Origin of the sequence: Caballeronia pedi, assembly GCF_001544915.2 — a bacterium.
Taxonomy (GTDB): Bacteria; Pseudomonadota; Gammaproteobacteria; order Burkholderiales; family Burkholderiaceae; genus Caballeronia; species Caballeronia pedi.
This window is the reverse complement of record NZ_FCOE02000005.1, coordinates 143,766-167,451: the sequence shown is the minus strand read 5'-3', so window position 1 is coordinate 167,451 and position 23,686 is coordinate 143,766. Positions and strand designations below refer to the sequence as shown.

The following is a 23,686-nucleotide window of genomic DNA, read 5'->3' as shown; positions in this document are numbered from 1 at the left end:
GAGACCCGCCATGAAACCGCCCATCATCAATCTCGATGTAATCGATCCGCAACCGCTGCCGCCCGAATTCGCGCCGACAGGCCCCGCCGCCGAACGCTATGCGCCACGCATCGCGCGTATCGGCGGCATGCTCGGCGCGAAGAAACTGGGCTACAGCCTGATCGTGCTCGAACCGGGCAAACGGGCGTTTCCGTTTCATCACCATCGCGTGAACGAGGAGATGTTCTTCGTCATCGAAGGCGAGGGCGAAGTGCGCATCGGCGAGGAGACGCATGCAATCCGCGCAGGCGATATCATCGCCTGTCCGCCGGGCGATGCCGCAACGGCGCATCAGATCGTCAATACGAGTGCGCAGTCGCTGCGCTACCTTGCCGTCAGCACGATGCAGACACCCGAAGTGGTCGAGTATCCCGATACGGGCCGTCAGGCCGTGCTCGTCGCCGATGAACCCGGTGTCAAAGGCCTGCGCGCCGTCTTTCGAGCAAGCGATTCGCTCGGTTACTGGGACGGGGAGTGAATCGGGCATCAACCTGTCAGGTAGCGGTCGTTGCCGACATCTCGCGTCTATTGCACGTAACAACGGCGACTTTCTTGTTAATTCTTGTGACGCCGTGCCATTCGCACCACGCCTAGGGAAACCTCGTGTTGCAACGCAGCATCGCATTGCGTATGCTGTTCGTGGCGGGTACGTCCGAGCATTCATGCAACGGCGCATCCATACAAATATTCAAGCGCCGGTAGCAGGGAGCGTTTCATCGGGCGGCGCCGGTAAGCATGACGGGCGTCTGCTCGAAGGAGCCGCATTTATGGAACTGACCACATCGTCGAAACCGACGCTGCACGTCTTTCATCAGGAAGGCGGGTGGCATTGGGGCATCACTGTCGAACGCGCGGCGGGCGGCGGCATGAAGGTCGTCGCATATAGCGACGAAGGCTTCGATTCCGAAGAAGAAGCGCGCGAGGACGGCGAGCAGGTGTTGCGCTCGGAAGACTGGCGCTCGCGCCAGAGCTTCAGCCGCGGCGAGCGGCGTCAAGGCTATTCCTGATCGGGACGGCGCAGATCCGTCTCGATCCCCCTCCGCAGTTCTTCTCCCCCTCGTTGTTCCCACCCATCGCAGCATCTTTCCCCTGCACCAGAAACGCGCGACACTGAACGCATCTGCATTCGACAAGGCGCTTCCCATGTCGTCCGTTCCCTGTCCGTCACACGCGATCCCCGATGACCCTCGCTTCGCCGTGCGCCGCATGATGCCGAGCGATGTCGACATCGCGCTTTCGTGGGCCGCGACCGAAGGATGGAACCCCGGCCTCGATGACGCCCGCGCATTCTTCGCCGCCGATCCGCACGGCTTCTTCGTCGGCACCTGGGATGACGCGCCGATCGGCTGCATCTCGGCGGTCGCGTATGGCGATGCGTTCGGGTTCATCGGGCTCTATATCATGTGTCCGGACTGGCGCGGCAAGGGCTTCGGCATGCGTTTGTGGAACCACGGCATGGCTTATCTCGGCGCGCGCAACATCGGGCTCGACGGCGTGCTGGCGCAGCAGCCCAATTATCGGAAATCGGGTTTCGTGCTGGCGTATCGCAATGTGCGCTACGAAGGCGTCGCGTCTTCGGACGAAGACCCAGTGGACGGCGTGACGATCGTCGATGCGCTCGACATTCCCTTCGAACGTCTGCTCGACTACGACACGCGCATGTTCGCCTGCGCGCGCGCCGCGTTCCTGCGCGCGTGGCTGGCGCAGCCGCAAGCGAACGCGCGCGCACTCGTCGCGTTCGATGGCGACGCGCTGCGCGGATTCGCCGTGATCCGTCGCTGCGGCACGGGCCACAAGATCGGTCCGCTCTTCGCCGACGATCTAACGACCGCACGCGCGCTCTTTCGTGCGCTCGTATCCGTCCTGCCGGGCGAGACCGTGTTTCTCGACGTGCCCGAAAGCAATCCCGCGGCGGTCGCGCTCGCCGTCGAGCATTCGATGCAGAGCGTTTTCGAAACGGCGCGCATGTACACCCGAGCGGCGCCGGACGTGCCGCTTGCGAATGTCTTCGGCGTGACGACTTTCGAGCTCGGCTGAACGCGCAAATGCCGCGATCAGGCCGGCGGCGTGCCGTCGTGGAAGAAGGTCTTCAGTTGCGAGCGCAGTTCGGGCGAGTCGGTGTGCTGATGCACGGCGACCGCATGCTGCACGGCCGCTTCCATCAGCTCGTCGTCGCTGTCCGCGCACAGCGCGACGCTGCACTTCACGTCGCTCGGGCACTCGCGGCAATCGATATATTTGCGTGTCATGGCGTCCTCCTCACATGAGACGCTGATCCAAGTATAGGCGGCGCGCGAGCGGGCCGTGACGGCGTTTGCACGCGCGCGCACACTCCGGTAACGTGTGACGTCTGCGCCATTCGCGAGCCCGCCCATGAGCCACGATCATCCCCATCATCACGAACACGAACACGAACACGAACACGCCGGCAGCGTGCTGCCGGAGATGGATCTGCGCGTGCGCGCGCTCGAATCGCTGCTGATCGAGAAAGGCTATATCGACCGCCAGGCGCTCGATGTGTTCGTCGAAACGTACGAGCACAAGGTCGGGCCGCGCAATGGCGCGCGCGTCGTGGCGAAGGCGTGGCGCGATCCGGCGTTTCGCGCGTGGCTCCTCGACGACGCCACCGCCGCGATCGCATCGCTCGGTTTCAGCGGGCGGCAGGGCGAGCACATGGTCGCGCTGGAGAACACGGAGAGCGTACATAACATGGTCGTCTGCACGCTGTGCTCGTGCTATCCGTGGTCGGTGCTCGGGCTGCCGCCCGTCTGGTACAAGTCGGCGCCGTATCGCTCGCGCGCGGTGATCGATCCGCGCGGCGTGCTGAAGGACTTCGGCGTCGAGTTGCCCGCGCAGGTCGAATTGCGTGTGTGGGATTCGACTGCCGAGGTCCGCTATCTCGTCGTGCCGACGCGTCCCGCCGGCACCGACCATCTCGACGAAGACGCGCTCGCCGACCTCGTCACGCGCGATTCGATGATCGGCACGGGCCTCGCGCTTTCGCCATCGCAGGCAATGGGAGCATCGGCATGAACGCGGCGCACGACATGGGCGGCATGCAGGCCTTCGGTCCCGTCGAGATCGACGCGTGCGACGCGCCGGGCGCATCGCCTTTTCATGCAGACTGGGAGCGGCGCGTGCTGGCCGTCACGCTCGCAATGGGCGCAACGGGACAATGGAACATCGACACCTCGCGCGCGGCGCGCGAGAGCCTGCCGCCCGCGCAATATCTCGGCAGCAGCTACTACGAAATCTGGTTCGAGGGCTTGAAGAAGCTCCTGATGACGAAAGGGCTCGCCAGCGCCGATGAAATCGCGAGCGGCCATTCGCAAGCCGCCGCGAAGCCGGACGTGCGCGTGATAAAGGCTGCGGACGTGAGCGCGGCGTTGTTGCGCGGCTCGCCGGTCGAACGTCCGGCGACATCGCCCGCGCGCTTTGCCGTCGGCGAGGAAGTTCGCACGAAGCTGATGAATCCACCGACGCACACGCGTCTGCCGCGTTATTGCCGGGGCAAGGCGGGGCGCATCGTCGCGGTGCGCGGCACGCATGTGTTTCCCGATGAAAACGCGCTCGGCCATGGCGAACATCCGCACTGGCTCTATACCGTGCGTTTCGCTGCGACCGAACTCTGGGGACCGGACACGACGGCGTCGTCGGTGTGCGTGGACTGCTGGGAACCGTATCTCGATGCAGCGTGACATGACCCCGAACGACCCGAAGCCGAAGCTGCACGAACTGCGCGCCGCCTTGCCCGAACTGCCTTTCGACGATGACGGCCCGGTATTCCGCGCGCCGTGGGAAGCGCAGGCTTTCGCGATGACGCTCGCGTTGTACGAGCGCGGCGTGTTCACGTGGAAGGAGTGGGCGCACGCGCTGAGCGTGGCGATCAAGGGCGCGCAGGCGTCCGGCGATCCCGATCACGGTGATACTTACTACACGCACTGGCTGAGCGCGCTGGAACGGCTCACGACCGAGAAGGGCTGTGTAAGCGCGGAAACGCTCGCGCGACGGCGCGTCGAATGGGACGAGGCCGCGCGCGCGACGCCGCACGGCCAGCCGATCGAACTCGGCCACACGCACGGCCTGCCCGCCGCCACGCTCGATGCGTATCATGCCGCGATCTACCGGATCGAAGCGCAGCCGGCCATCGACATGAGGATCGGCGTGAAGAATGGCGCGGTGGCGTCGCTGCTCGCGGAACACGACGCCGAGAGCGCGGTGTTCGTCACGGCGTTCAATCCTTTCGGCCATGTGCTCGCGCCCGAAGAAAACGCGGCGCGGCAGCGCAAGCTGATCGAGCGCGTCGGGCAATTGGGGCTGCGCGCGCTGCGCGGCGAGGGCATCGATCCGATGAACATCTGGGTCGCCGAAGCGAGTCTGTTCGTGCCCGGCGCGACGCACGCGAGCGCCGATGCGCTGATGAAGGAATTCGGGCAGAACGCCGTCGTGTACGTCGATCGCGCGGGCTTGCCGCAATTGCTGCTGCATCCGGAATATCGTTGAAACCATCCACGAGGAGAAGCTCATGCCGCTCGTTCGAATCGATCTGCAGAAAGGCAAGGACAGCGCGTATCGCGCCACCATCGGCGACGTGGTCTACCAGGCGATGCGCGCGACGCTCGACGTGCCCGAGAACGATCGCTTTCAGATCGTCGCGGAACATGGCGCGACCGATTTCATCATCGACCGCACGTATCTCGGCATTAGCCGCACCGACGATTGCGTCGTGATCCAGGTCACGCTCAACGAAGGCCGCGATCTCGCCAAAAAGAGCGCGTTCTACAAGGCCATCGCCGATGGTCTGCACGAGCGCCTCAAGCTGCGGCGCGAGGACGTGTTCATCAGTCTCGTCGAAGTGAAGAAAGAGAACTGGTCCTTCGGCAACGGCGAGGCGCAATACGCACCCAAATGACCGAAGCGACGATTCCCTTCGACGTCCGGCCAATCCCGCTTCCCGCCGATGCGCCCGGCGACGTGCGCGTGTGGCGGATCGATATCGATTTCGCCATGCCGCTCGACAGCCCGGCTTATGCGGTGATGAACGCGAGCGAACGCGCGCGCGCCGCGCGCTTTCTGCGTCACGCGGACGCCGCCCGCTTCGGCTCCGTGCGCTGCGCGCTGCGCTACGTGCTCGCGGCCGAGACCGGCATCGATGCAGCGAGCCTCGTGCTGGACGCCGATGAAAGGGGCAGGCCGTTCCTCGCGCATCCAAACGCGCCGGACTTCAACGTGTCGCATTCGGGCGATCATGGCTTGATCGCGGTATCGCTGGCGCGGCGTGTGGGCGTCGATATCGAGGAAGCGCGCGCGACGTTCCATTGGCGCGAACTGGCGCCCGCCGTGCTCGCAGGCATCGACCGCGAGGAAATCGAAGCAATGACGGACGAAGCCGCACAAAGCCGCGCATTTTTCGACTGCTGGACAGTGAAGGAAGCGGTGTTGAAGGCGCACGGCGATGGCATCGGCGGCGGGGCCATCACGATGAGCGGCTTTTCTGTTCTGCCGCGCGCCGGCATTCGCTATGCGCTCACGCGCGAAGCAAGCGCGTTCGACGCGCTCGCGCTCGACGCGCCTTCAGGATACGCCGCGGCGCTCGCGTGGTCATATTGATGCGGCGCAGCAAGACTTCACGCCGCCCTGGTGCGGATGAGATCGCGATGCGTGAGATAGAGCCGCAGATCGAACTCGGTCTGATGGTAGCCCGGTTGCATCAGCTCACATAGCCGATAGAACGCCTTGTTGTGATCGCTTTCCTTCAGATGCGCGAGCTCATGCACGACGATCATCCGAAGAAACTCCGGCGCGGTGTCCTTGAACAGCGACGCGATGCGTATTTCCTTCTTCGCCTTGAGCTTCGCGCCCTGCACGCGCGAGATCGCGGTATGCAGACCGAGCGCGTGACGCAGCACATCGAGCTTGCTGTCGTAGAAGACCTTGTCGATCGCGGGCGCGACGCGCAGGAATTCCTGCTTCAGGTCTGAGCAATAGTCGTAGAGCGCGCGGTCGGACTGGACCGCGTGCTTGTTCGGATAGCGTGCTTCGAGGTAAGCGCCCAGTTGTTGCTGAGCGATCAGTCGGCGCACCTTGTCCTGAAGCGTGTTCGGGTAGGCGCTCAGGTATTTCAGTTGTTGCATGACGGCTGGATTCGAATGGATACGTTCAATGCGCGCTGCGCAGACAGACGTGAGACGCATCGGGCAGCGTCCGCAGCGAGCATTGCGCAGCAATCTAGCAACCATTCTAGTCAACGCCGCGCCGCCTCGCCGCCGTTGTGATCACAAGCGTGTTTCGATGCGCGCAATTCCGTAAGTTTATGTTTCAGCCCGGCTTCGGGTGGGTCCGCCGTGCGAACATGCGCGCTCTTTCGGCAAGGGCGACAAGGGCAGGTCATTCATGGCATCGAGCAAGGCGCATCACGCGACCGGATGGGCGGCTGGGATCATCGCGGCGGCGGTCGTGATGCATCCGCCGGCAGCAGCGAGCGCGGACATGGTGTCCGGCGTGCTTGCGCTGCTGGCCGGCGTCGCGGGCGCAACCGCGCCCGACTGGCTCGAAGTCGCCTGGTGGACGCGTGCGCGCAGGCTCTGGATCACGCATCGCACGCTCACGCACTGGGGCATCGGCTGGGCGGCGCTGCTCGCGCTTTCGTATCATTTTCTCGGGCGGCATCCGGCGGCGCCGGTCGCGTTCGGCTTCGCGTGCGGCGGCATCATGCATCTGCTTGCGGACTGGCCGAATCCGCTCGGCGTGCCGTGGATCGTCGGACGTCATTCGCTCAGGCTGTGGACGAGCGGGCATTGCGATCTGATCATCGTGATGGCTGCGTGGGCCGCGGCGCTGTTCGTCATCGACGATGTCTGGTTTCATCATGCGTATGGGCGCATGCTGCTGAACGCGCTGCATTTCTGAACGATAACGCGAGGAGACCCGCCGTCATGAAAACGAACCACACGCGCAATCGCTTCATCCTTTTCTTCGCCGTGCTGCTCGCGATGCTCGCGCTCGACGGCTGCGCAGGCTTCTTCAATCGCGACGCGATGCGCGTGAGCGTCGCGGGCATCGAGCCGCTCGAAGGGCAGGGGCTCGAAATGCGCTTCGCGGTGAAACTGCGCGTGCAGAACCCGAACGACGCACCGATCGACTTCGACGGCGTCGCGCTCGATCTCGACCTCAACGGCCGCGCGTTCGCGAGCGGCGTGAGCGATCAGCGCGGCACGGTACCGCGTTTCGGCGAGACGATCGTGTCGGTGCCAGTGACAGTGTCGGCGTTCTCGGTCGCGCGCCAGGCATTCGGCTTCGCGAACGGCGACACCGTCAGCAAGGTGTCGTATGCGGTGCGCGGCAGGCTCGCGGGCGGCGCGTTCGGCGGCGCGCGCTTCTCCGACACCGGCTATGTCGATCTGCCGGGCATGGGCGCGTCCGGCTACTGAGGCGCCGGGACTTCCTTCGGATCGTACGGCACGACGCGATCCGCTTCGTTCGCGTCGTTGCGGGCGATCACGGCGCGAGCCGGCTCGGTTGCGCTCAGATTGACCGGCTGATGCGGCACGCCGGGGGGAATGAACACGAAGTCGCCCGGCTCGTTGATGACCGATTCCGCCAGTCCCGGCCCATAGCGCGTCTCGATGCGCCCTTCCAGTATGTAGATGCCCGTTTCGTAGCCCACATGGACATGCGGCTCGCCATGCCCGCCCGGCGGCACGACGACGAGGTGCATCGCGAGGCCGCGCGTGCCCGCCGTCGCCGCCGACAACCCGATGAAATACGGCAGGCGCTGAACCGTCGCGATTTCCTGCTGCGGCCGCACCGTGACGACCGTTTGCTGCGCTGACTCTTGCGTGCTGTTCTGCATGGAATGCCTCCCTCGGCTCGATGCGTCGCTCTCGACAATAGCCGAAAGCCGATGTCGCGCAAAGGTCACGCTGCACGGCTAACGTAACGTAAAGGTGCGCACCGTCGTTGTGCAACCGCACATGGCCGACTCGCGGACAAAACCTCGGGCCGGCGCATAATCTCCTTGATTCGAAGAGCGTGCCGCAACCGCATCGCAACCGAAAGCCTCGGGAGGACACCATGCTGGTCAAGAACGAAGCGCGGGTCGAACACCTCATCAACGATCTTCTGGAGTTTGCGAAAGCACGATTGCCGGAAGCCAGCTTCAAGGTCATCGAGCCGCTTCTTCGCTATTACTACGAGCAGGTCGACGTCGAGGACATCGCGAGCCGCGATGTCGCCGACCTCTACGGCGCCGCGATGGCGCACTGGCAGACAGCGCAGAAGTTCGTGCGCGGGCGCGAGGTGCTGCGCGTGTACAACCCGAATCTGGAGCAGCACGGCTGGCATTCGGATCACACGGTGGTCGAAATCGTCAACGACGACATGCCCTTTCTCGTCGATTCCGTGACGATGGAACTCAACCGGCTCGGTCTCGCGTTGCATTCGGCTATTCACCCGGTGTTTCGCGTGTGGCGCGCCGGCAAGGGCGCGCATGCGGGCGAGATCGAGCGCATCGGGCAGGGCCACGCCGAAGCGGGCGACACGCATTCCGAGCTCGAATCGTTCATCCATTTCGAAGTTGACCGCTGCAGCGACGGCGAGCGTCTGGAGGAGGTGCGCGACAGCATCGCGCGCGTGCTGGGCGACGTGCGCGCGGCGGTCGAAGACTGGCCGAAGGTCACCGAGTCGGCGCGCGTCGCGATCGGCGAACTGAAGGCGCGCGACACCACGCCCGATGGCATCGAGTCCCGCGCGTTCCTCGAATGGATGGTCGCGGATCATTTCACCTTCCTCGGTTGCCGCGATTACGAACTCGTCGGGCACGAAGGCGGATTTGCGTTGCGCGGCGTGCCGGGATCGGGCCTGGGGATTCTGCGCGAGACCTTGCGTGCTTCGTCGACGGGCGACGTGACGCCGCTGCCGCCGGGCGCGGCCGCGATCATCGAAGGCGCGGCGCCCATCTTTCTGACGAAGGCCAATTCGCGCGCGACGGTGCATCGGCCGGGCTATCTCGACTATGTCGGCGTGAAGCGCACGTCGCCCGATGGCAAGGTGACCGGCGAGCGGCGCTTTCTCGGCCTCTATACGTCCACGGCGTATCTCGTGCCGACTTCCGAAATCCCGATCGTGCGGCGCAAGTGCGCGAACATCGTGCGGCGCGCGGGCTTTCTGGAGAAAGGGCATCTGGCGAAGTCGCTCATTTCAGTGCTGGAGCAGTATCCGCGCGACGAGCTGTTTCAGGCCGATGAAGACGTGCTCTTCGATATCGCGCTCGGCGTGCTGCGCTTGCAGGAACATCAGCGCACGCGCCTTTTCGTGCGGCGCGACCGCTTCGACCGCTTCGTGTCGTGCCTTGTGTTCGTGCCGCGCGACAAGTTCAACACCGACTTGCGCCGCCGCATCAGCAAGGTGTTGATGGAGGCGTTCAACGGCAAGAGCATCGAGTTCACGCCGCTGCTGTCGGAGTCGCCGCTCGCGCGCATCCACATTGTCGTGCGTGCCGACCGGGGTGCGATGCCCGAAGTCGATACGCGCGAACTCGAAGCGCGCATCGTGCAGGTCGCGCGCCGCTGGCAGGACGATCTCGCCGATGCGCTCATCGACAGCCACGGCGAGGAAGCCGGCAACCGGCTGCTGCAACGTTATGCCGATTCGTTCCCGGCGGGTTATCGCGAAGATTATCCGGCGCGCACGGCGGTGCGCGACATCGAACTGATCGAGGCGACGCACACGCGCCCCGGCGGTCTCTCGATGAGCCTGTATCGGCCGATCGAAGCGGGCAAGCGCGCGTTCCGCTTCAAGGTGTATCGCGTCGGCGATCCGATCGCGCTGTCGCACAGCCTGCCGATGCTCGAACATCTCGGTGTGCGCGTCGATGAAGAACGTCCGTATCTGATCGAGCCGACCGGCGCGCCCAATGCGTGGATCCACGATTTCGGGCTCGAATTGCAAGACGATGTGGAATTCGATATCGACCGCGTGAAGCCGCTTTTCGAAAACGCGTTCGCGAGCGTGTGGTCGGGCGAGATCGAGAACGACGACTACAACCGCCTCGTGTTGCGCGCGGAATTCGGCGCGCGCGACGTGACCATCATGCGCGCGTATGCGAAGTATCTGCGGCAGGTCGGCTCGACCTTCAGCGATGCATATATCGAGCGCGCGCTGATCGGCAATCCGCTGATCGCGCGGAAGCTGCTGCAACTCTTCATGGTGCGTTTCGATCCCGCGCGCGGGGGCGCGATGGACGAGCGCGACAAGGCCGCGGAACGCGTGCTCGCCGATATCGAAGCGGCGCTCGACAAAGTGCCGAATCTCGACGAAGACCGCATCCTGCGTCAGTTCCTCGGCGTTATCACCGCGACGGTGCGCACGAACCATTTTCATCGCGACGCAAGCGGCCAGCCGCGTCCGTATGTCTCGTTCAAGCTCGATCCTTCGAAAGTGCCGGGCCTGCCCGAACCCAAGCCGATGTTCGAAATCTGGGTCTATGCGCCGCGCGTCGAAGGCGTGCATTTGCGCGGCGGACGTGTCGCGCGCGGCGGGCTGCGCTGGTCGGACAGGCGCGAGGATTTCCGCACCGAAGTGCTCGGCCTCATGAAGGCGCAGATGGTGAAGAACACCGTGATCGTGCCGGTGGGTTCGAAGGGCGGCTTCGTCGTGAAGAATCCGCCGCCGGTGACGGACCGCGAGGCGTTTCTCAACGAAGGTGTCGCGTGCTATCAGATGTTCCTGCGCGGCCTGCTCGATGTGACCGACAACCGAACGCCCGATGGCATCGTACCGCCGCCCGATGTCGTGCGCCATGATCCGGATGATCCGTATCTCGTCGTCGCCGCCGACAAGGGCACGGCCACGTTCTCGGACTACGCGAACGCGATCGCGCATGAATACGGTTTCTGGCTCGACGATGCATTCGCGTCCGGCGGCTCGGTCGGCTATGACCACAAGAAGATGGGCATCACCGCTCGCGGCGCGTGGGAATCGGTGAAGCGCCATTTCCGCGAAATGAACTTCGATACGCAGACGACCGATTTCACCGTGGTCGGCGTCGGCGACATGTCCGGCGACGTGTTCGGCAACGGCATGCTGCTGTCGCGCCATATCAGATTGCTCGCGGCGTTCGATCATCGACACATATTTCTCGATCCGACGCCCGATGCGGCAAAAAGCTTCGAGGAGCGCGCGCGTCTTTTCGCGCTGCCGCGCTCCAGTTGGGCCGATTACGATACCGCGCTGATCTCGACGGGCGGCGGCGTCTATCCGCGCACGGCGAAGTCGATTCCGATCTCGCCGCAAGTGCAGACGGCGCTCGGCATCAACGCGTCGGTGCTCGCGCCGAACGAACTCATGCGCGCGATCCTGCTCGCCGAAGCGGATCTGCTCTACAACGGCGGCGTGGGCACGTATGTGAAGTCGAGCGCGGAGACGCATCTGCAGGTCGGCGATCGCACGAATGACGCCGTGCGCGTGAACGGCGCGGAACTGCGTGCGAAGGTGGTCGCGGAAGGCGGCAATCTGGGCTTCACGCAACTGGGGCGTATCGAGTTCGCGCAGCATGGCGGGCGCATGAATACGGATGCGATTGATAATTCAGCAGGCGTGGATTGTTCGGATCACGAAGTTAATATAAAGATCCTGCTTGGCCTCGTCGTCGCCGATGGCGAGATGACCGAGAAGCAACGTAACGCGCTGCTCGCGGAGATGACCGATGAAGTCGGCCTGCTCGTGCTGAAGGACAACTACGCGCAGACGCAGGCGCTGTCGATCGCGAAGCGACATGAAGCCGAGACGCTCGATGCCGAAGCGCGCATGATGCGCTTTCTGGAGCGCGCGGGGCGTCTGAAGCGCCGGATCGAATTTCTGCCGTCCGATGACGAAATCACCGAGCGCGCGGCTGCGAAGTCGGGGCTTACTTCGCCTGAGCGCGCGGTGCTGCTCGCGTACGGCAAGATGTGGCTCTACGACGAACTGCTCGAATCCGACGTGCCCGAAGACGCGCTCGTCGCCGACATGCTGCCCGACTATTTCCCGAAGCCTCTGCAACAGCGCTACAGCGCCACGATGCAGCACCATCCGCTGAAGCGCGAAATCCTCGCGACGCATCTGACCAATGCGCTCGTGAATCGCGTGGGCTGCACTTTCGTGCATCGGCTGATGGAAGAGACCGACGCGCGCCCGAGCGATATCGTGCGCGCGGCGCTGATGGCGCGCGATGTCTTCGATCTCGACGATCTGTGGCGCAGCATCGACGGCCTGGACAATATCGTCGCGGATGAAGTGCAGGCACGCATGTTCGTCGATGTCGTGCGTTTGCTCGATGAAACGTCGCTGTGGTTCCTGCGCCATCTGAACCATAACGGCGCGGGCGCGAACGAGGCGAAGGGCGTGCTCGCGCGTTGCCGCGAGGCCGCGCAACGGCTCGCGCCGCAACTGCCCGCGCTGCTGCCTGCAACGCAGCTCGACGCGTGGTATGCGCGCCGGCGTGATCTGGAAGACGCGGGCGTCGAAAGCACGCTCGCGGCGCGCGTCGCGAGCGGCGAGATTGCGACGGCGGTGCTCGACAGCGCGGAAGTGGCGGCGTGCTCGGAGCGCAATCTGGAGCTCGTCGCGAGCGTGTACTTCGGCATCGGCACGCTGCTCGACTATCGCGGCATCGCCGAACGGGCGATGGCGCTGCCGATCGCCACGCACTGGGATCTGCTCGCGCGCGCGGCGGCGATGGAAGAGCTCGCGCGGCTAAAGCGCGCGCTGACGGTGAGCGCGCTGGAGCAATCGCGCGGCATCGATACGCCGGATGTCATCGTCGAAAGCTGGCGCGCGAAGCGTGAAGCGGCGCTCGAGCGGTATACGCGGCTGCTGGCGGAGCTGCGCGCGAGTGGCGGCGCGAGTCTTTCGATGCTGCTGGTGGTGGTGCGGGAGATGGCGGTGCTGGAGCGGGCTTGAGTGGAGAAGATTCAGTCAGACATCGCGCGTTTTCGGCGATGTCTAGCGGGTGCAGCGCGCCAGTTCATCGGCGCGCTTTTTTCATGCTGTTAAACCATGGTTTCCTTAAAAAAATCATTAAATAAGGAATACACAGCAACCCATGAAGCACTGCATTCGCTAATCGCTCATACCGGCAACTTTGTCCGATACATGCTAGATCGCGTGCACGATTTAACTGGTCGGGCACTTTACATCGCGTAGGTCCCGGCATTAAATCAACAAGCGGACCGAAGCGTCCGATCGTCGCAATTCTTCCCCGCTTTCGTGGTCTCTCCGGTGTGCATCCGATCGACATGCCCTGCGTGATCCTTTAGCGGGTTCCTTGCGCTTTCGCCGTACCAGCTGGCAGGGTCGGGCACGTCGCAGCGCGTCATATAGCAGCGAGGTCTCACAATGACGAACATCTCAGGCGAAGCGATCGACACCCTCAAGGCGTCGGTGAGAGGCAGGGTCATCTCACCGTCGGATACCGACTACGACGAAGCACGCAAGGTCTGGAACGCGACCATCGACCGGCGCCCCGTGCTCATCGTGCGTTGCGCGGGCACGGCGGACGTGATCGCCGCGCTCGCGTTCGCGCGCAGCAATGGCGTGCTGGTCTCGATTCGCGGCGGATCGCACAACATCGCGGGCAGCGCAGTCAGCGACGACGCATTGATGATCGATCTCTCCGCGCTGAAATCCGTGCGGATCGATCCGCAGGCGAAGCGCGCCTATGTCGAGCCCGGTGCGTTGCTCTCCGACTTCGATCACGAAGCGCAGGCCTTCGGTCTCGCGACACCGCTCGGCATCAACTCGACGACGGGCGTCGCGGGTCTCACGCTCGGCGGCGGCTTCGGCTGGATCAGCCGCAAGTTCGGCGTGACCGTCGACAATCTCGTCGCAGCCGAAATCGTCACGGCCGACGGCAAATGGCGACGCGTCAGCGCCGAAAGCGAGCCCGAACTCTTCTGGGCGCTGCGCGGCGGCGGCGGCAATTTCGGCGTCGTCACGCTATTCGAATATCAGTTGCATGAGGTCGGTCCCGAGATCTACGGCGGTCTCGTCGTCTATCCGCTCGAACAGGCGGATGACGTGCTGCCGAAGTATCGCGAGTTCGTTGCGCAATGTCCCGACGACCTGACCGTATGGGCCGTGTTGCGGCTCGCGCCGCCGCTGCCGTTCCTGCCAGAAGACGCGCATGGGAAACCGGTCGTCGTGCTTGCAAGCTGTTATGTCGGGCCGGTTGAAAACGGCGAACGTGCGCTCGCGCCGATACGCAGCTTCGGCACACCCTACGGCGAACATCTTGGTCCGATGCCTTTCGCCGCATGGCAAAAGGCCTTCGATCCGCTGCTCACGCCCGGCGAGCGCAATTACTGGAAATCGCACAACTTCTCGAAGCTCAACGATGAAACGTTCGATATCCTGACGAATGCCGTGGGGACGCTGCCGTCGAATCAGTGCGAGGTCTTTATCGGCGCGATGGGCGGGCAGACGAACCGCGTGAGCGTGGATGCAACGGCCTACGCGAATCGCGATTCGATCTATACGATCAACATTCACGGCCGCTGGAGCGATGCCGCCGACGACGAGAAGTGCACGAAGTGGGCGCGCGACATGTTCGCCGCAATGACGCCGCATGCGATCGGCAGCGTCTACGTGAACTTCATGACGGGAGAAGAGGGCGATCGCGTGAAGGCGGCATATGGACCGAACTACGAGCGGCTCGCCAAAGTGAAGCAGCGCTACGATCCGGACAACCTGTTCCGCAGCAATCAGAACATCACGCCCGCGGCGTGACGCGCGGCGCGCCGTTTCGCGTGACGGGAAACGGCGCGCCGCAAGCGATGATCAAGGCCGGTCGAGATGACGGCGGATATCTCGCGTGTCCATGTTCGACACGTCGTTGCTGATTTCCTCATAGACGAGCTTGCGCGTTTCGCTGCTCAGATGATCGCGCAGCAGGCCGAGAAATTTTGGGTCGACCGCGAGACGCAAGCGATCGAATCGTTGATGCAGGCGACACTCTTCGAGAAATTCGGCCACCGTCCGCGCGAACTTCTCGCGATCCTTCTCTGCTGTTTCCGCCGTGCGCGGCGCCGGATTCCTGAGGTCCTCGACCTGCCGCAACTCCACCTTCAATCCTTGCGTCTCGAAGATGCGGGCGCGGCTGCCGTCGGCGGCAAGAACCCAGGTGATGGCGTTCATGGTGCTCCTCCTGTTCGCCAGCCCAAGCGGGCTCCCGCCATTGTGCGCCTAATCTTCATGTAACGGCTTCGTTGTCGCGCGCCATTCGCTTTCGCGGCGCAGCATAATGCGCGCGACGCCGCTTCAGGGCAACATCGATCCGCTCGCCGCGAAGCGCGTATGGAACGAAAATACCTGATCGAGACGATGTGGCGTATGTCCGCCGAGCGCTGCTGCATCGCGGTAATAGTCGCGTAACAGATCGCGGTAAAGCGGGTGCGCGCAGTGCTGGATCACGCTCATCGCGCGCTCGCGGGGCGCGAGGCCGGTGAGGTTGGCGAGCCCGCGCTCGGTCACGACGATATCGACATCGTGCTCGTTGTGGTCGCAATGGGGCACCATCGGCACGATGCTCGAAATGCGTCCGTCCTTCGCGACGGATTTCGTCGCGAAGATCGCATAGGCCGCATTGCGCGCGAAATCACCGGAACCGCCGATGCCGTTCATCATGTGCGTGCCGCCGACATGGGTCGAATTCACATTGCCGTAGATGTCGGCTTCGAGCGCCGTGTTGATCGCGATGAGCCCGAGACGGCGGATCACTTCAGGATGGTTGCTCACTTCCTGCGGACGCAACACGAGCCGGTCGCGATAGCGGTCGATCTGGCTGAACACTTTCGCGTGCCGCTGCGCCGACAGCGTGATCGACGCGCCCGAAGCGAACGTGGCCTTGCCGGAATCGAGCAGATCGAAGGTGGAGTCCTGCAGCACTTCGGAATAGATCGTCAGCGCTTCGAACGGCGATGACGCGAACCCCGACAGCACCGCATTGGCGATCGTGCCGATGCCCGCCTGAAGCGGCGGCAATTTCTTTGGCAAGCGTCCGCGCGACACTTCGTGCTGAAAAAACTCGATCAGATGGCCGGCGATCAGTGCGGTGTCCTCGTCGGCGGGCAGGACGGTGGACGCGCTGTCGGGCGTATCCGTGATGACGATCGCGGCGATCTTCTCGATGGGAATATCGATGGCCGCGACGCCGATCCTGTCATGCGGACGCATGATCGGCAGCGGCTCGCGCGCGGGGCGGCGCTCGGGAATCCAGATATCGTGCAGGCCTTCGAGCGAGGCCGGCTGCGACAGGTTGATCTCGACGATCACGCGTTCCGCGAGAATCGCGAAGCTCGCGGAGTTGCCGACCGAAGTCGTCGGCACGATGCCGCCCGTTTCGGTGATCGCGGCCGCTTCGATGATCGCGAGATCGAGCTTGCCGAGACGATTCGCGCGCAACAACTCCACGGTCTCGGACAGGTGCTGGTCGACGAACATCACGTCGCCGCGATTGATCGCGCGGCGCAAGGTCGTATCGACTTGAAAGGGCAGGCGGCGCGCGATGGCGCCTGCTTCGGTCAGAATGCGATCTGTGTCATGTCCGAGCGACGCGCCCGTCATGAGCGTGATGCGCAATGGTTCGTTTTCCTCACGAGCGCGCCGTGCGATTTCTCGTGGCACGGCCTTCGCGTCGCCTGCGCGCGTGAAGCCGCTCGCGCCGACGATCATGCCGTCGCGAACGAGTTGCGCCGCGTCGGCGGCCGAGGTGATCTTTCCGCGCAAGGCGGCACAGCGAATACGGTCTTCGTGCATCGACGTCTATCTTCTAGGGCTTCGTTAAAACGAAGGCGATTATAGGTAGCGCGCACTGCTGTCGAAGTCGCAGCGTTGAAAGACATTGTTTCAATGCGGTGCGACGTTGAGCTTTGTCCAATTCGATGCTTTGGACCCGCCATGAAGTTGCGACAAATGAGCGCGCCGGCGATGAATCGTCCTCACTATAGGACGCACGATGCCGCGAATTAATCGCTGCGCCAGGAAGACACATTTCCATGTGGAGGAACGAAAGGCGCATCGGGATCGACGAGCGCGGTGCGGATGAAGTGCAGACACGCGAGCACGCGCTGCATGTCGTGGCGCGCTTCGCGATCGCCGTGCGCGAGATCGAGCATGCTCTCCGCGATCAGGATCGACGCGACGACCGAGCCGATCGCGCGGCGCAATGTCGTGCTGTCTGGCGTGCGAAACAGCACGGCGATATCGCGCAATACGCGCGCGAGCGACGTGTTCCATGCAATGCGCAATGCATCGGGCGTACGCTGCACAGGCAACACGCGCGCTGCGTGACGAAGATCGATCATCGCCTGTCCGACTTCGAGCGTGACGAGCATCCATGACAGCGCATGCCGATGTTCGCGCGAACGCCGCGCGAGCAATCCACGCAACTGGAACATCAGATCGTGCGTGCCCGAATGAAAGCGCTCGCCGAGTCCCGCGAGTTTTCCTTCGCACGCGAGCGCGGCCTGCGCACGCAGTTCCGCGAGCGTCCTGCCGACGAGCCACGACGTGCGCGGCGGCACGACCACAGCGCATGCGATGGCCGCGCCGAGCATCGCGACGAGCACGGCGAGCCCGTTGTTGAGCAGCAGCGCGGGATCGTAGACGATGCGGTTATCCGGCGCGGCGAGCAGGCAGAAGAACACGCAAAAGCCGATGCCATATCCCGCGCTGGCGGGGCGCATCGCGAGGAATGCGCCTGCCGCGAGCGGCGCCGCGAGCATCGCGCACAGGAGCGCGAAGCCATCGATCGCGGGGTAGACGTGACACAGAAACATATAGCCGGTAAAGATGGCGAGCGCCGCGCCAGCGCCCATCTGCGCGATGAACGTCGACGGCCGTGCCGATGCCGACGACAACCCGCAAGCGAGTGTCGCGCCGATCACCGCGTAGCCGCCGCTCGGCCACGCCGTGGCGATCCAGAACCACGCGGCCGCGGCAATGACGATGCCCGTGCGCATGAAGGTCGCCGCGACGACGAAGCGATTAGTTTTCGCTTCATATCGCGTAGATGCGCGTTCGTTCGAAGCGTCTCCATGCGCTATCGACACATAGCGAATCGTATCGACGATGAAGCGATGCAGAAGCTCAGCCGATGTCGTGAAGTCGAGTCGAGTCCCGTGATCGCTGTTCGGGAGATTGCGTTGTGCGTCGCGCAGGCGTTTCGGCAGTGTCGCCTTGTAGCGGTCGAGATGCACGTTCAGCGACGCGTGTTCGAAAATGCGCGCGACTTCTTCGAGGAACGGCTTGAGGGCGTCGTGTGCGCATCGCGTGTTGTCGTTTGCACGCAGACGTTTCATCGACTGATCGAGCGCATGCAGGCGTGCGCACGCATCCATGAACGCGCTGTTGAGTTGCGCGAGCTGGCCATTGCCGACGCGCATCGCGGGCGACTCATACGCTGCGAAACTGCGTGTCGCTTCGAAGCCGACGATTTCATCGACGAAATCGGCGAACCGGCGTTCACGCGCGATGCGCGAAAGACGGGCGCGCAACACGTCGGCAGCGAAGGCGGCGAAACGCGTCTGACGCGCATCGAGCGAAGAGATGAGCGTTGCGCTCGCGTGACGCGGAAAAACAAGGGCGCTGACAATACTCGAACACACGATGCCGAGCATGACTTCCGCACCGCGCGTGAGCGTCGCGATCAGCAGGCTGTTCGGATCGGTGACGGCGGGAATGCCGATCAGCGCAGCCGTATAGCCCGCGAGCACGAACCCATACCAGCGGAATTGGCGATAGCGCACGGCAAGCGCGGTGCATGCGGCGACCCATATCGTCAGCGCGAGCGCGTAGAGTTCAGTCTGCTGCACGAACACGGCGCCCAGCACGAGCGCGGCCAGCATGCCGAGCGCGGTGCCCGCGAAACGATAGACGCTTTTCGCGAGCACCATGCCGGAGAAAGGCTGCATCAGCACGAAGGTGGTCGTCATCGCGACGCGCGGCTGCGGCAGTTCGAAACGCATCGCGATGCCCATCGCGAGGAACGCGGCAAGCAGCGTCTTCGCGAGATGCAGCCAGACGTGGCCGTCGGTGGCGAGCCAGTCGCGCGTCGACAAGCGTGCTTCCAGAAACGACATGCTATCCGCCGGGACACCGATGCTCATGAATGAAGACGCCGATTGTAGGCAAAGCATCCTGGCGGATTAATGTGGGAATCAGGGAACATTCTTTCCGGATTCAACAACAATCGATCGCGCGGAAAAGCGGACAATAGCGCTTCCGAAGTGATTGTGACGGTTTGATGGATACCCTACAGAACATGCGGGTCTTCACCCGCGTGATCGAAGCCGGCAGCTTCACGGCTGCGGCTCAGTCGATGAACTCGACCACCGGCGCGATGTCGCGCGCCGTCTCCGAACTCGAAGCCCATTTGCGCACGCGCCTGATGAACCGCTCCACGCGGCGTCTCGCGCTCACATCGGCGGGCGAACGCTATCTGAAGCGCGTGCGGCAGATTCTCGCCGACATCGACGGCGCGGAAGAAGAAGCGAGCTGCGCGCACGAACATCCGTCGGGCACCTTGCGCATGTTCAGCTTCGCGAGCGTCGGACAGCATTACATCCTGCCGGCCATCGCCCGATATCGCGCGCTCTATCCCGATGTGAAAGTCGAGCTCACGCTGTCGCAGCGCATGCCCGATCTTTTCGAAGGCAGCAGCGACGTGGCCGTGGTGTCGGCGGGCGCGTTGTCGGATTCGGAGATCATCTCGCACAAGCTCGGTGCGACCTTCAGCATCCTGTGCGCATCGCCTGATTATCTGCGCACGCGCGCCGCGCCCGAAACCCCCGCCGATCTCGCGCAGCACGATTGCCTGACCTTGCAGACGCCCGCGTTTTCCGCGCGTGAATGGACGCTCGAAAATCCCGAGGGCCGCGAGACCTTGCAGATCAATGGCACGGTGCAGGTGAACATCGCGGAATCGCTCGCGGTGGCGATTCGCGAAGGCATGGGCATCGGCATGTTGCCGCTCTATGCGGCGATCGAAGGATTGCGCAACGGCTCGCTCGTGCGCGTGTTGCCGCATCACACGTTGCAGCGCACGAATCTCTATGCGCTCTATGCGTCGCGCAAGTTCGTCGATGCGAAGACGCGCACGTGGGTGGAATTCCTGCGCGCGCATCTGCCCGATGTCATCGCGCGCGACGAAGCGTTGCTCGCGGAAGTCGGGCAGGCGCGTGCGAACGTGCTGCGCGCGGCCTGACTTACGTATCGCTCCACATGCGCAACAGGTTGTGATAGCAGCCGACGAGTGAGCGCTTCGCGGCTTCGTCGCCGTTGGTCGCGTTCAGGCGTTGAATGGAGTTGTCGAGATCGAACAGCAGTGAGCGTTGCGCATCGTCGCGCACGAGGCTTTGCGCCCAGAAGAAGCTCGATACGCGCGCGCCACGCGTGACGGGCCGCACCTGATGCAGACTGGTCGCGGGATAGACGATCGCATGTCCCGCCGGCAGCTTCACTTCCTGCAGGCCATACGTATCTTCGATGATCAGCTCGCCGCCGTCATACTCCTCGGGCGGCGTGAGAAAGAGCGTGACCGATACATCGGTGCGCACGCGCGCGCCATGTCCGGGCACGATGCGGATCGCGCCATCGACATGACTGCCGAAATGCATGCCGCCTTCATAGCGATTGAACAGCGGCGGATACACGCGGTTGGGCAGCACCGCGCTGATGAACAGCGGATGCCGCTCCAGCGCGCCGACGATCGCATCGCCCAGTTCGAGCGCGATCGGCGAGCCTTCCGCAATCTGCATGTTGCGCTTGACCGGTGCGCCCTGATAGCCCGCGGTCGCGCGGCCATCGACCCATGATTCGCTGGTGTCGAGTCGCGCGCGCATCGCGGCGGCGTCTTCAACGCTCAGCACATTCGGTATCGAGAGGATCATTGTTATTGCCTTCGAACGCGCGCCGCGTATCACACGGCGCGCGCGCATTACATCAACGGAAGCGGTAATTCAACGTCGCGATGAACGTGCGGCCAAGACCCGGCACCGCGCGTCCGCCATCGGACGGAATCAGGGCGTCGTAGTACTTCTTGTCGAACAGGTTCTGCACGTTGAACTGGATATCGTAGCGCTTCTGATGATACGCGGCCATCACGTCCCAGCGCACGTAACCGCCCACTTCGACCAGATTGTTGTTCGCCGCATAGCGCGACGACACATACGACGGCCCGCCGCCAACCTGCCATACCGGCGTGAAGTCGTAGGTCGTCCACAGCGTGAGCATGTGTTTCGGCGTGTTGGCGGGCGTGTTGCCTTGCGTGCCGTCGAAGGCCTGCAGAATCGTGCCGTCCATGTAGGTGTAGCCGCCGAACATCTGCCACTGCTTCGTGATGTGGCCCGCCACGCCCAACTGGTAGCCGCGCACGCGGACGTTGCCATCGAGTGAGTAGCTGCCGTCCGAAGCCAGCGTCCGCGCGTTGGTCTTCTCGATGTTGAAGAGCGACTGCGTGATCGACAAACCACCGTTCAGCAGATCCCACTTCGAGCCGATTTCATACGACTTGTTGTGCTCGGGCGGCAGGTTCTGCTGGCCGTTGGTGAGCGTGAGCGCTTCGAGCGACGGATCGAACGACGTGCCGTACGACACGTAGTACGACTGCCAGTCCGCCGGCTGCCACACGACGCCGGTGCGCACGCTCGTGAAGTAGTTCGTCTGCGTCGCGTAGCCCGGCGCGTTGATCGAATTGTTGATCGCCGCTTCATAGCGATCCCAGCGCACGCCGCCGATCCACTTCCAGTGCTCGCCGATCGAGATCGTGTCGTTCAAATAGACACCGACGCCGTTCGCGCTCGATTCCGCGAGATTGGTCGCCACTTCGCGATAGTTCGCCGGACGCGGCACGTAAGCCGGATCGACCAGCGGCACGATCGCGAGCGTATTCGACGGCAGGCCCGGCGTGGTCGCGGTGAAGGTCTGGTTGCTGTACGTTTCGTGACTCAGATCGACGCCGGCGAGCATGTCGTGCTTCAGGAAGCCGGTGGCGAACTTGCCCTGCACGTCGGTCGTGTTGTAGACCGAGTGATCGTTGATGTTGCGGTCCTTGCCCTGCAGACGCACGAAGAGCGACGACAGCGGCAGCGTCGTGTAGTTGCCGTTCGAGAGCGCGGGCGAGGTGCCGAGCGGTCCCGTCAGCACGGCGGCCGCGTTGGTCGCGCGCGCTTCGGTGCTGTAGTGGCTGAACTGCGTCTGGTTGCGCAGCGTGAACATGTCGTCGAAGCGATGCTCGATGCGCGCGCTCACGGTCTGCACATCCTGAATCGTGCGGTCGTCGGTGAAGCCGTAGAACGTCTTCGTATCGACGGGCGCGGGATGGCCGTTCAACGGCGGAATGCCGTAATCGGGCTGATCGCGGTTGTGCTGGATCAGCGCGGACAGCGTCACCTGCGTCGGCGTGCCGATGCCGAACTTCACTTCAGGCGCGATGCCGTAGTCCTTGTTGATCATCTCGTCGCGCGTCGAACCGAGCGACTGGCCGAACGCGTTGATGCGGAACGCGGAGGTATCCGTCATCGGCTGATTGATGTCGACCGTCGAGCGATAGCGGTCGTGCGTGCCGGCCTGCAGCGAGACATCGGCGCGCGGTTTCATGTTCGGCTGCTTGCTGACCTGGTTGATGACGCCGCCCGTCGAGCCGCGTCCGAAATACAGCGACGACGGGCCGTACAGCACGTCGATCGATTCCAGATTGAACGTGTCGCGATAGTACTGGCCGCGATCGCGAAAACCGTCGAGGTAGATGTCGGTGCGCGCCGAGAAGCCGCGCAGGTTGATGTTGTTGCCGATCTGGCCGCCTTCTGCCGCGCCGAGCGTGACGCCGGGCACGTTACGCAGCGCATCGGAGAACGAGCTGACCGCCTGCGAATTCAGCACTGCCTTCGGCACCACGACGACGGCCTGCGGAATGTCGCGCAGTGCGGTCGGCACCTTCGCGCCCACGCTCGATACGTCCGGCTGGAAGTCGGGCGCGTCGGCCTGGCCGGTCACGTTGACGGCGGGCAGGGCGGCGGTTTCGGGTGCGGTGGCGGCGGGTGCGCCGTCGGCGGGAGTCGCTTGCTGCGCGACCTGTTGTGCGGGCGGTGAGGTCTGCGGTGCGGTTTGAGCGTAAAGCGGCGCGGCCATAGGCACCGCGGCAATAGTAACCAATGCCGCGGCAAGCGGCTTCTTTCTGACCATGTCGTTTCCCCGATGCTTGTTAGTTAGATCGGCAGCGAAGCGGGTTTTCGTCTGCCGACGCGATCGACCTGCGATCAAAAAAGAGCGGGCAATGCCGTCGGGAATCCGGCGGCGGCGTCCTGAAAGTGCCCGGAGGTTCGCGGCGAGGGCGATTGAGCACGGCTATCGCTGCAATCGTCTTAAATGCGAATCAGTATCATTACACGTCTCAGAAACATTTGGAAATAAGTCCTGTCGAGTGCGGGTCTTTTTTCCGAATTCCGTGACGCCGACGCAACGAAAAAATGTGTAAAGGACGCAGATTTTCGCAGCGCGAGATCAGCCGCTCAGGCCCGTGGGGCGAGACTTTGCTGCCGGCGCGAAGCTGCTAGCGAAGAGAATCGGAAGGGATTGCGGACAAAAAGTGGCGGATTGTTTTCGGGCCGTTGCG

General features: G+C 63.7%; 21 protein-coding genes. 13 read left to right on the top strand and 8 right to left on the bottom strand.

The genetic code is table 11. The features are described 5' to 3' along the window. Positions 1–10: 10 nt before the first annotated feature. The 3 genes from AWB80_RS09905 to AWB80_RS09895 all read left to right on the top strand — a co-directional run bounded on the left by AWB80_RS09905 (position 11) and on the right by AWB80_RS09895 (position 2,076). Positions 11–517: a cupin domain-containing protein gene (locus AWB80_RS09905; protein ID WP_061174467.1), complete on the top strand. Its 507-nt coding sequence runs from the start codon at positions 11–13 to the stop codon at positions 515–517. Between the two features lie 289 nt (positions 518–806). Continuing rightward, on the top strand, positions 807–1,046 hold the full coding sequence (locus AWB80_RS09900; RefSeq protein ID WP_061174466.1) for a hypothetical protein: 240 nt from the start codon (positions 807–809) through the stop codon (positions 1,044–1,046). Positions 1,047–1,182: 136 nt separating this feature from the next. After that, a complete protein-coding gene (locus tag AWB80_RS09895) occupies positions 1,183–2,076 on the top strand; it encodes a GNAT family N-acetyltransferase (protein WP_061174465.1) in 894 nt (297 codons plus the stop codon). 17 nt (positions 2,077–2,093) lie between these two features. Here AWB80_RS09895 and AWB80_RS09890 read toward each other — a convergent pair whose 3' ends face one another. Beyond that, positions 2,094–2,288, bottom strand: coding sequence for a DUF1059 domain-containing protein (locus AWB80_RS09890; RefSeq protein ID WP_061174657.1), 195 nt, complete (start codon positions 2,286–2,288; stop codon positions 2,094–2,096). 124 nt (positions 2,289–2,412) lie between these two features. Between AWB80_RS09890 and nthA the strand changes: the two genes are divergently transcribed. The 5 genes from nthA to AWB80_RS09865 are packed head-to-tail and all read left to right on the top strand — an operon-like array spanning position 2,413 to position 5,649. Continuing rightward, a complete protein-coding gene (gene nthA, locus AWB80_RS09885; protein WP_061174464.1) occupies positions 2,413–3,072 on the top strand; it encodes a nitrile hydratase subunit alpha in 660 nt (219 codons plus the stop codon). Continuing rightward, entirely contained in the window at positions 3,069–3,737 is a 669-nt protein-coding gene (gene nthB, locus AWB80_RS09880) for a nitrile hydratase subunit beta (RefSeq protein ID WP_061174463.1), read from the top strand. Before nthA ends, nthB begins: the two co-directional genes overlap by 4 nt. 1 nt (position 3,738) lies before the next feature. After that, on the top strand, positions 3,739–4,542 hold the full coding sequence (locus tag AWB80_RS09875) for a nitrile hydratase accessory protein (protein WP_061174462.1): 804 nt from the start codon (positions 3,739–3,741) through the stop codon (positions 4,540–4,542). A gap of 22 nt (positions 4,543–4,564) precedes the next feature. After that, positions 4,565–4,951, top strand: coding sequence for a tautomerase family protein (locus tag AWB80_RS09870; protein WP_061174461.1), 387 nt, complete (start codon positions 4,565–4,567; stop codon positions 4,949–4,951). Then, entirely contained in the window at positions 4,948–5,649 is a 702-nt protein-coding gene (locus AWB80_RS09865; protein ID WP_061174460.1) for a 4'-phosphopantetheinyl transferase family protein, read from the top strand. Before AWB80_RS09870 ends, AWB80_RS09865 begins: the two co-directional genes overlap by 4 nt. 17 nt (positions 5,650–5,666) lie before the next feature. Here the strand turns inward: AWB80_RS09865 and AWB80_RS09860 are convergent, their stop codons facing one another. Continuing rightward, entirely contained in the window at positions 5,667–6,173 is a 507-nt protein-coding gene (locus tag AWB80_RS09860; protein WP_061174459.1) for a M48 metallopeptidase family protein, read from the bottom strand. 259 nt (positions 6,174–6,432) lie between these two features. On the opposite strand from AWB80_RS09860, the gene AWB80_RS09855 reads away from it, so the two are divergent. Continuing rightward, positions 6,433–6,948 (top strand): metal-dependent hydrolase, encoded by a 516-nt coding sequence (locus AWB80_RS09855; protein WP_061174656.1) that lies wholly within the window; start codon positions 6,433–6,435, stop codon positions 6,946–6,948. 26 nt (positions 6,949–6,974) lie between these two features. Continuing rightward, complete coding sequence (locus AWB80_RS09850; protein WP_061174458.1) at positions 6,975–7,469, top strand: LEA/WHy family protein; 495 nt, start codon at positions 6,975–6,977, stop codon at positions 7,467–7,469. Here the strand turns inward: AWB80_RS09850 and AWB80_RS09845 are convergent. Further along, positions 7,463–7,891 (bottom strand): cupin domain-containing protein, encoded by a 429-nt coding sequence (locus AWB80_RS09845; protein WP_061174457.1) that lies wholly within the window; start codon positions 7,889–7,891, stop codon positions 7,463–7,465. The genes AWB80_RS09850 and AWB80_RS09845 overlap by 7 nt on opposite strands. Positions 7,892–8,112: 221 nt before the next feature. On the opposite strand from AWB80_RS09845, the gene AWB80_RS09840 reads away from it, so the two are divergent. Both AWB80_RS09840 and AWB80_RS09835 read left to right on the top strand, forming a co-directional pair. After that, positions 8,113–12,978 carry an NAD-glutamate dehydrogenase gene (locus AWB80_RS09840; protein ID WP_061174456.1) on the top strand — a complete coding sequence of 1,622 codons (4,866 nt, stop codon included), beginning with the start codon at positions 8,113–8,115 and terminating at the stop codon, positions 12,976–12,978. Between the two features lie 435 nt (positions 12,979–13,413). Further along, positions 13,414–14,802, top strand: a complete 1,389-nt coding sequence (locus tag AWB80_RS09835) for an FAD-binding oxidoreductase (RefSeq protein ID WP_061174455.1) — start codon at positions 13,414–13,416, stop codon at positions 14,800–14,802. Positions 14,803–14,853: 51 nt separating this feature from the next. On the opposite strand, the gene AWB80_RS09830 is transcribed toward AWB80_RS09835, so the two are convergent. The 3 genes from AWB80_RS09830 to AWB80_RS09820 all read right to left on the bottom strand — a co-directional run bounded on the left by AWB80_RS09830 (position 14,854) and on the right by AWB80_RS09820 (position 19,181). After that, positions 14,854–15,210, bottom strand: a complete 357-nt coding sequence (locus AWB80_RS09830; protein ID WP_061174454.1) for a host attachment protein — start codon at positions 15,208–15,210, stop codon at positions 14,854–14,856. A 123-nt stretch (positions 15,211–15,333) separates the two neighbouring features. Further along, complete coding sequence (locus tag AWB80_RS09825) at positions 15,334–16,830, bottom strand: succinate CoA transferase (protein ID WP_061174453.1); 1,497 nt, start codon at positions 16,828–16,830, stop codon at positions 15,334–15,336. 209 nt (positions 16,831–17,039) lie between these two features. Then, positions 17,040–19,181 (bottom strand): FUSC family protein, encoded by a 2,142-nt coding sequence (locus AWB80_RS09820; protein ID WP_244206457.1) that lies wholly within the window; start codon positions 19,179–19,181, stop codon positions 17,040–17,042. Between the two features lie 137 nt (positions 19,182–19,318). On the opposite strand from AWB80_RS09820, the gene AWB80_RS09815 reads away from it, so the two are divergent. Next, a complete protein-coding gene (locus AWB80_RS09815; RefSeq protein WP_061174451.1) occupies positions 19,319–20,278 on the top strand; it encodes a LysR family transcriptional regulator in 960 nt (319 codons plus the stop codon). A gap of 1 nt (position 20,279) precedes the next feature. On the opposite strand, the gene AWB80_RS09810 is transcribed toward AWB80_RS09815, so the two are convergent. Beyond that, entirely contained in the window at positions 20,280–20,963 is a 684-nt protein-coding gene (locus AWB80_RS09810) for a Fe2+-dependent dioxygenase (protein WP_061174655.1), read from the bottom strand. A gap of 52 nt (positions 20,964–21,015) precedes the next feature. Then, entirely contained in the window at positions 21,016–23,256 is a 2,241-nt protein-coding gene (locus AWB80_RS09805; RefSeq protein WP_061174450.1) for a TonB-dependent receptor, read from the bottom strand. Positions 23,257–23,686 lie beyond the last annotated feature (430 nt).

Coding starts and splice junctions, on each gene's coding strand:
- AWB80_RS09890 (WP_061174657.1), bottom strand. CDS start 2,288: ATGACACGCAAATATATCGATTGCCGCGAGTGCCCGAGCGACGTGAAG.
- AWB80_RS09900 (WP_061174466.1), top strand. CDS start 807: ATGGAACTGACCACATCGTCGAAACCGACGCTGCACGTCTTTCATCAG.
- AWB80_RS09850 (WP_061174458.1), top strand. CDS start 6,975: ATGAAAACGAACCACACGCGCAATCGCTTCATCCTTTTCTTCGCCGTG.
- AWB80_RS09870 (WP_061174461.1), top strand. CDS start 4,565: ATGCCGCTCGTTCGAATCGATCTGCAGAAAGGCAAGGACAGCGCGTAT.
- AWB80_RS09805 (WP_061174450.1), bottom strand. CDS start 23,256: ATGGTCAGAAAGAAGCCGCTTGCCGCGGCATTGGTTACTATTGCCGCG.
- AWB80_RS09855 (WP_061174656.1), top strand. CDS start 6,433: ATGGCATCGAGCAAGGCGCATCACGCGACCGGATGGGCGGCTGGGATC.
- AWB80_RS09865 (WP_061174460.1), top strand. CDS start 4,948: ATGACCGAAGCGACGATTCCCTTCGACGTCCGGCCAATCCCGCTTCCC.
- AWB80_RS09895 (WP_061174465.1), top strand. CDS start 1,183: ATGTCGTCCGTTCCCTGTCCGTCACACGCGATCCCCGATGACCCTCGC.
- AWB80_RS09815 (WP_061174451.1), top strand. CDS start 19,319: ATGGATACCCTACAGAACATGCGGGTCTTCACCCGCGTGATCGAAGCC.
- AWB80_RS09810 (WP_061174655.1), bottom strand. CDS start 20,963: ATGATCCTCTCGATACCGAATGTGCTGAGCGTTGAAGACGCCGCCGCG.
- nthA (WP_061174464.1), top strand. CDS start 2,413: ATGAGCCACGATCATCCCCATCATCACGAACACGAACACGAACACGAA.
- AWB80_RS09840 (WP_061174456.1), top strand. CDS start 8,113: ATGCTGGTCAAGAACGAAGCGCGGGTCGAACACCTCATCAACGATCTT.
- AWB80_RS09875 (WP_061174462.1), top strand. CDS start 3,739: ATGACCCCGAACGACCCGAAGCCGAAGCTGCACGAACTGCGCGCCGCC.
- AWB80_RS09860 (WP_061174459.1), bottom strand. CDS start 6,173: ATGCAACAACTGAAATACCTGAGCGCCTACCCGAACACGCTTCAGGAC.
- AWB80_RS09845 (WP_061174457.1), bottom strand. CDS start 7,891: ATGCAGAACAGCACGCAAGAGTCAGCGCAGCAAACGGTCGTCACGGTG.
- nthB (WP_061174463.1), top strand. CDS start 3,069: ATGAACGCGGCGCACGACATGGGCGGCATGCAGGCCTTCGGTCCCGTC.
- AWB80_RS09835 (WP_061174455.1), top strand. CDS start 13,414: ATGACGAACATCTCAGGCGAAGCGATCGACACCCTCAAGGCGTCGGTG.
- AWB80_RS09905 (WP_061174467.1), top strand. CDS start 11: ATGAAACCGCCCATCATCAATCTCGATGTAATCGATCCGCAACCGCTG.
- AWB80_RS09830 (WP_061174454.1), bottom strand. CDS start 15,210: ATGAACGCCATCACCTGGGTTCTTGCCGCCGACGGCAGCCGCGCCCGC.
- AWB80_RS09825 (WP_061174453.1), bottom strand. CDS start 16,830: ATGCACGAAGACCGTATTCGCTGTGCCGCCTTGCGCGGAAAGATCACC.
- AWB80_RS09820 (WP_244206457.1), bottom strand. CDS start 19,181: ATGAGCATCGGTGTCCCGGCGGATAGCATGTCGTTTCTGGAAGCACGC.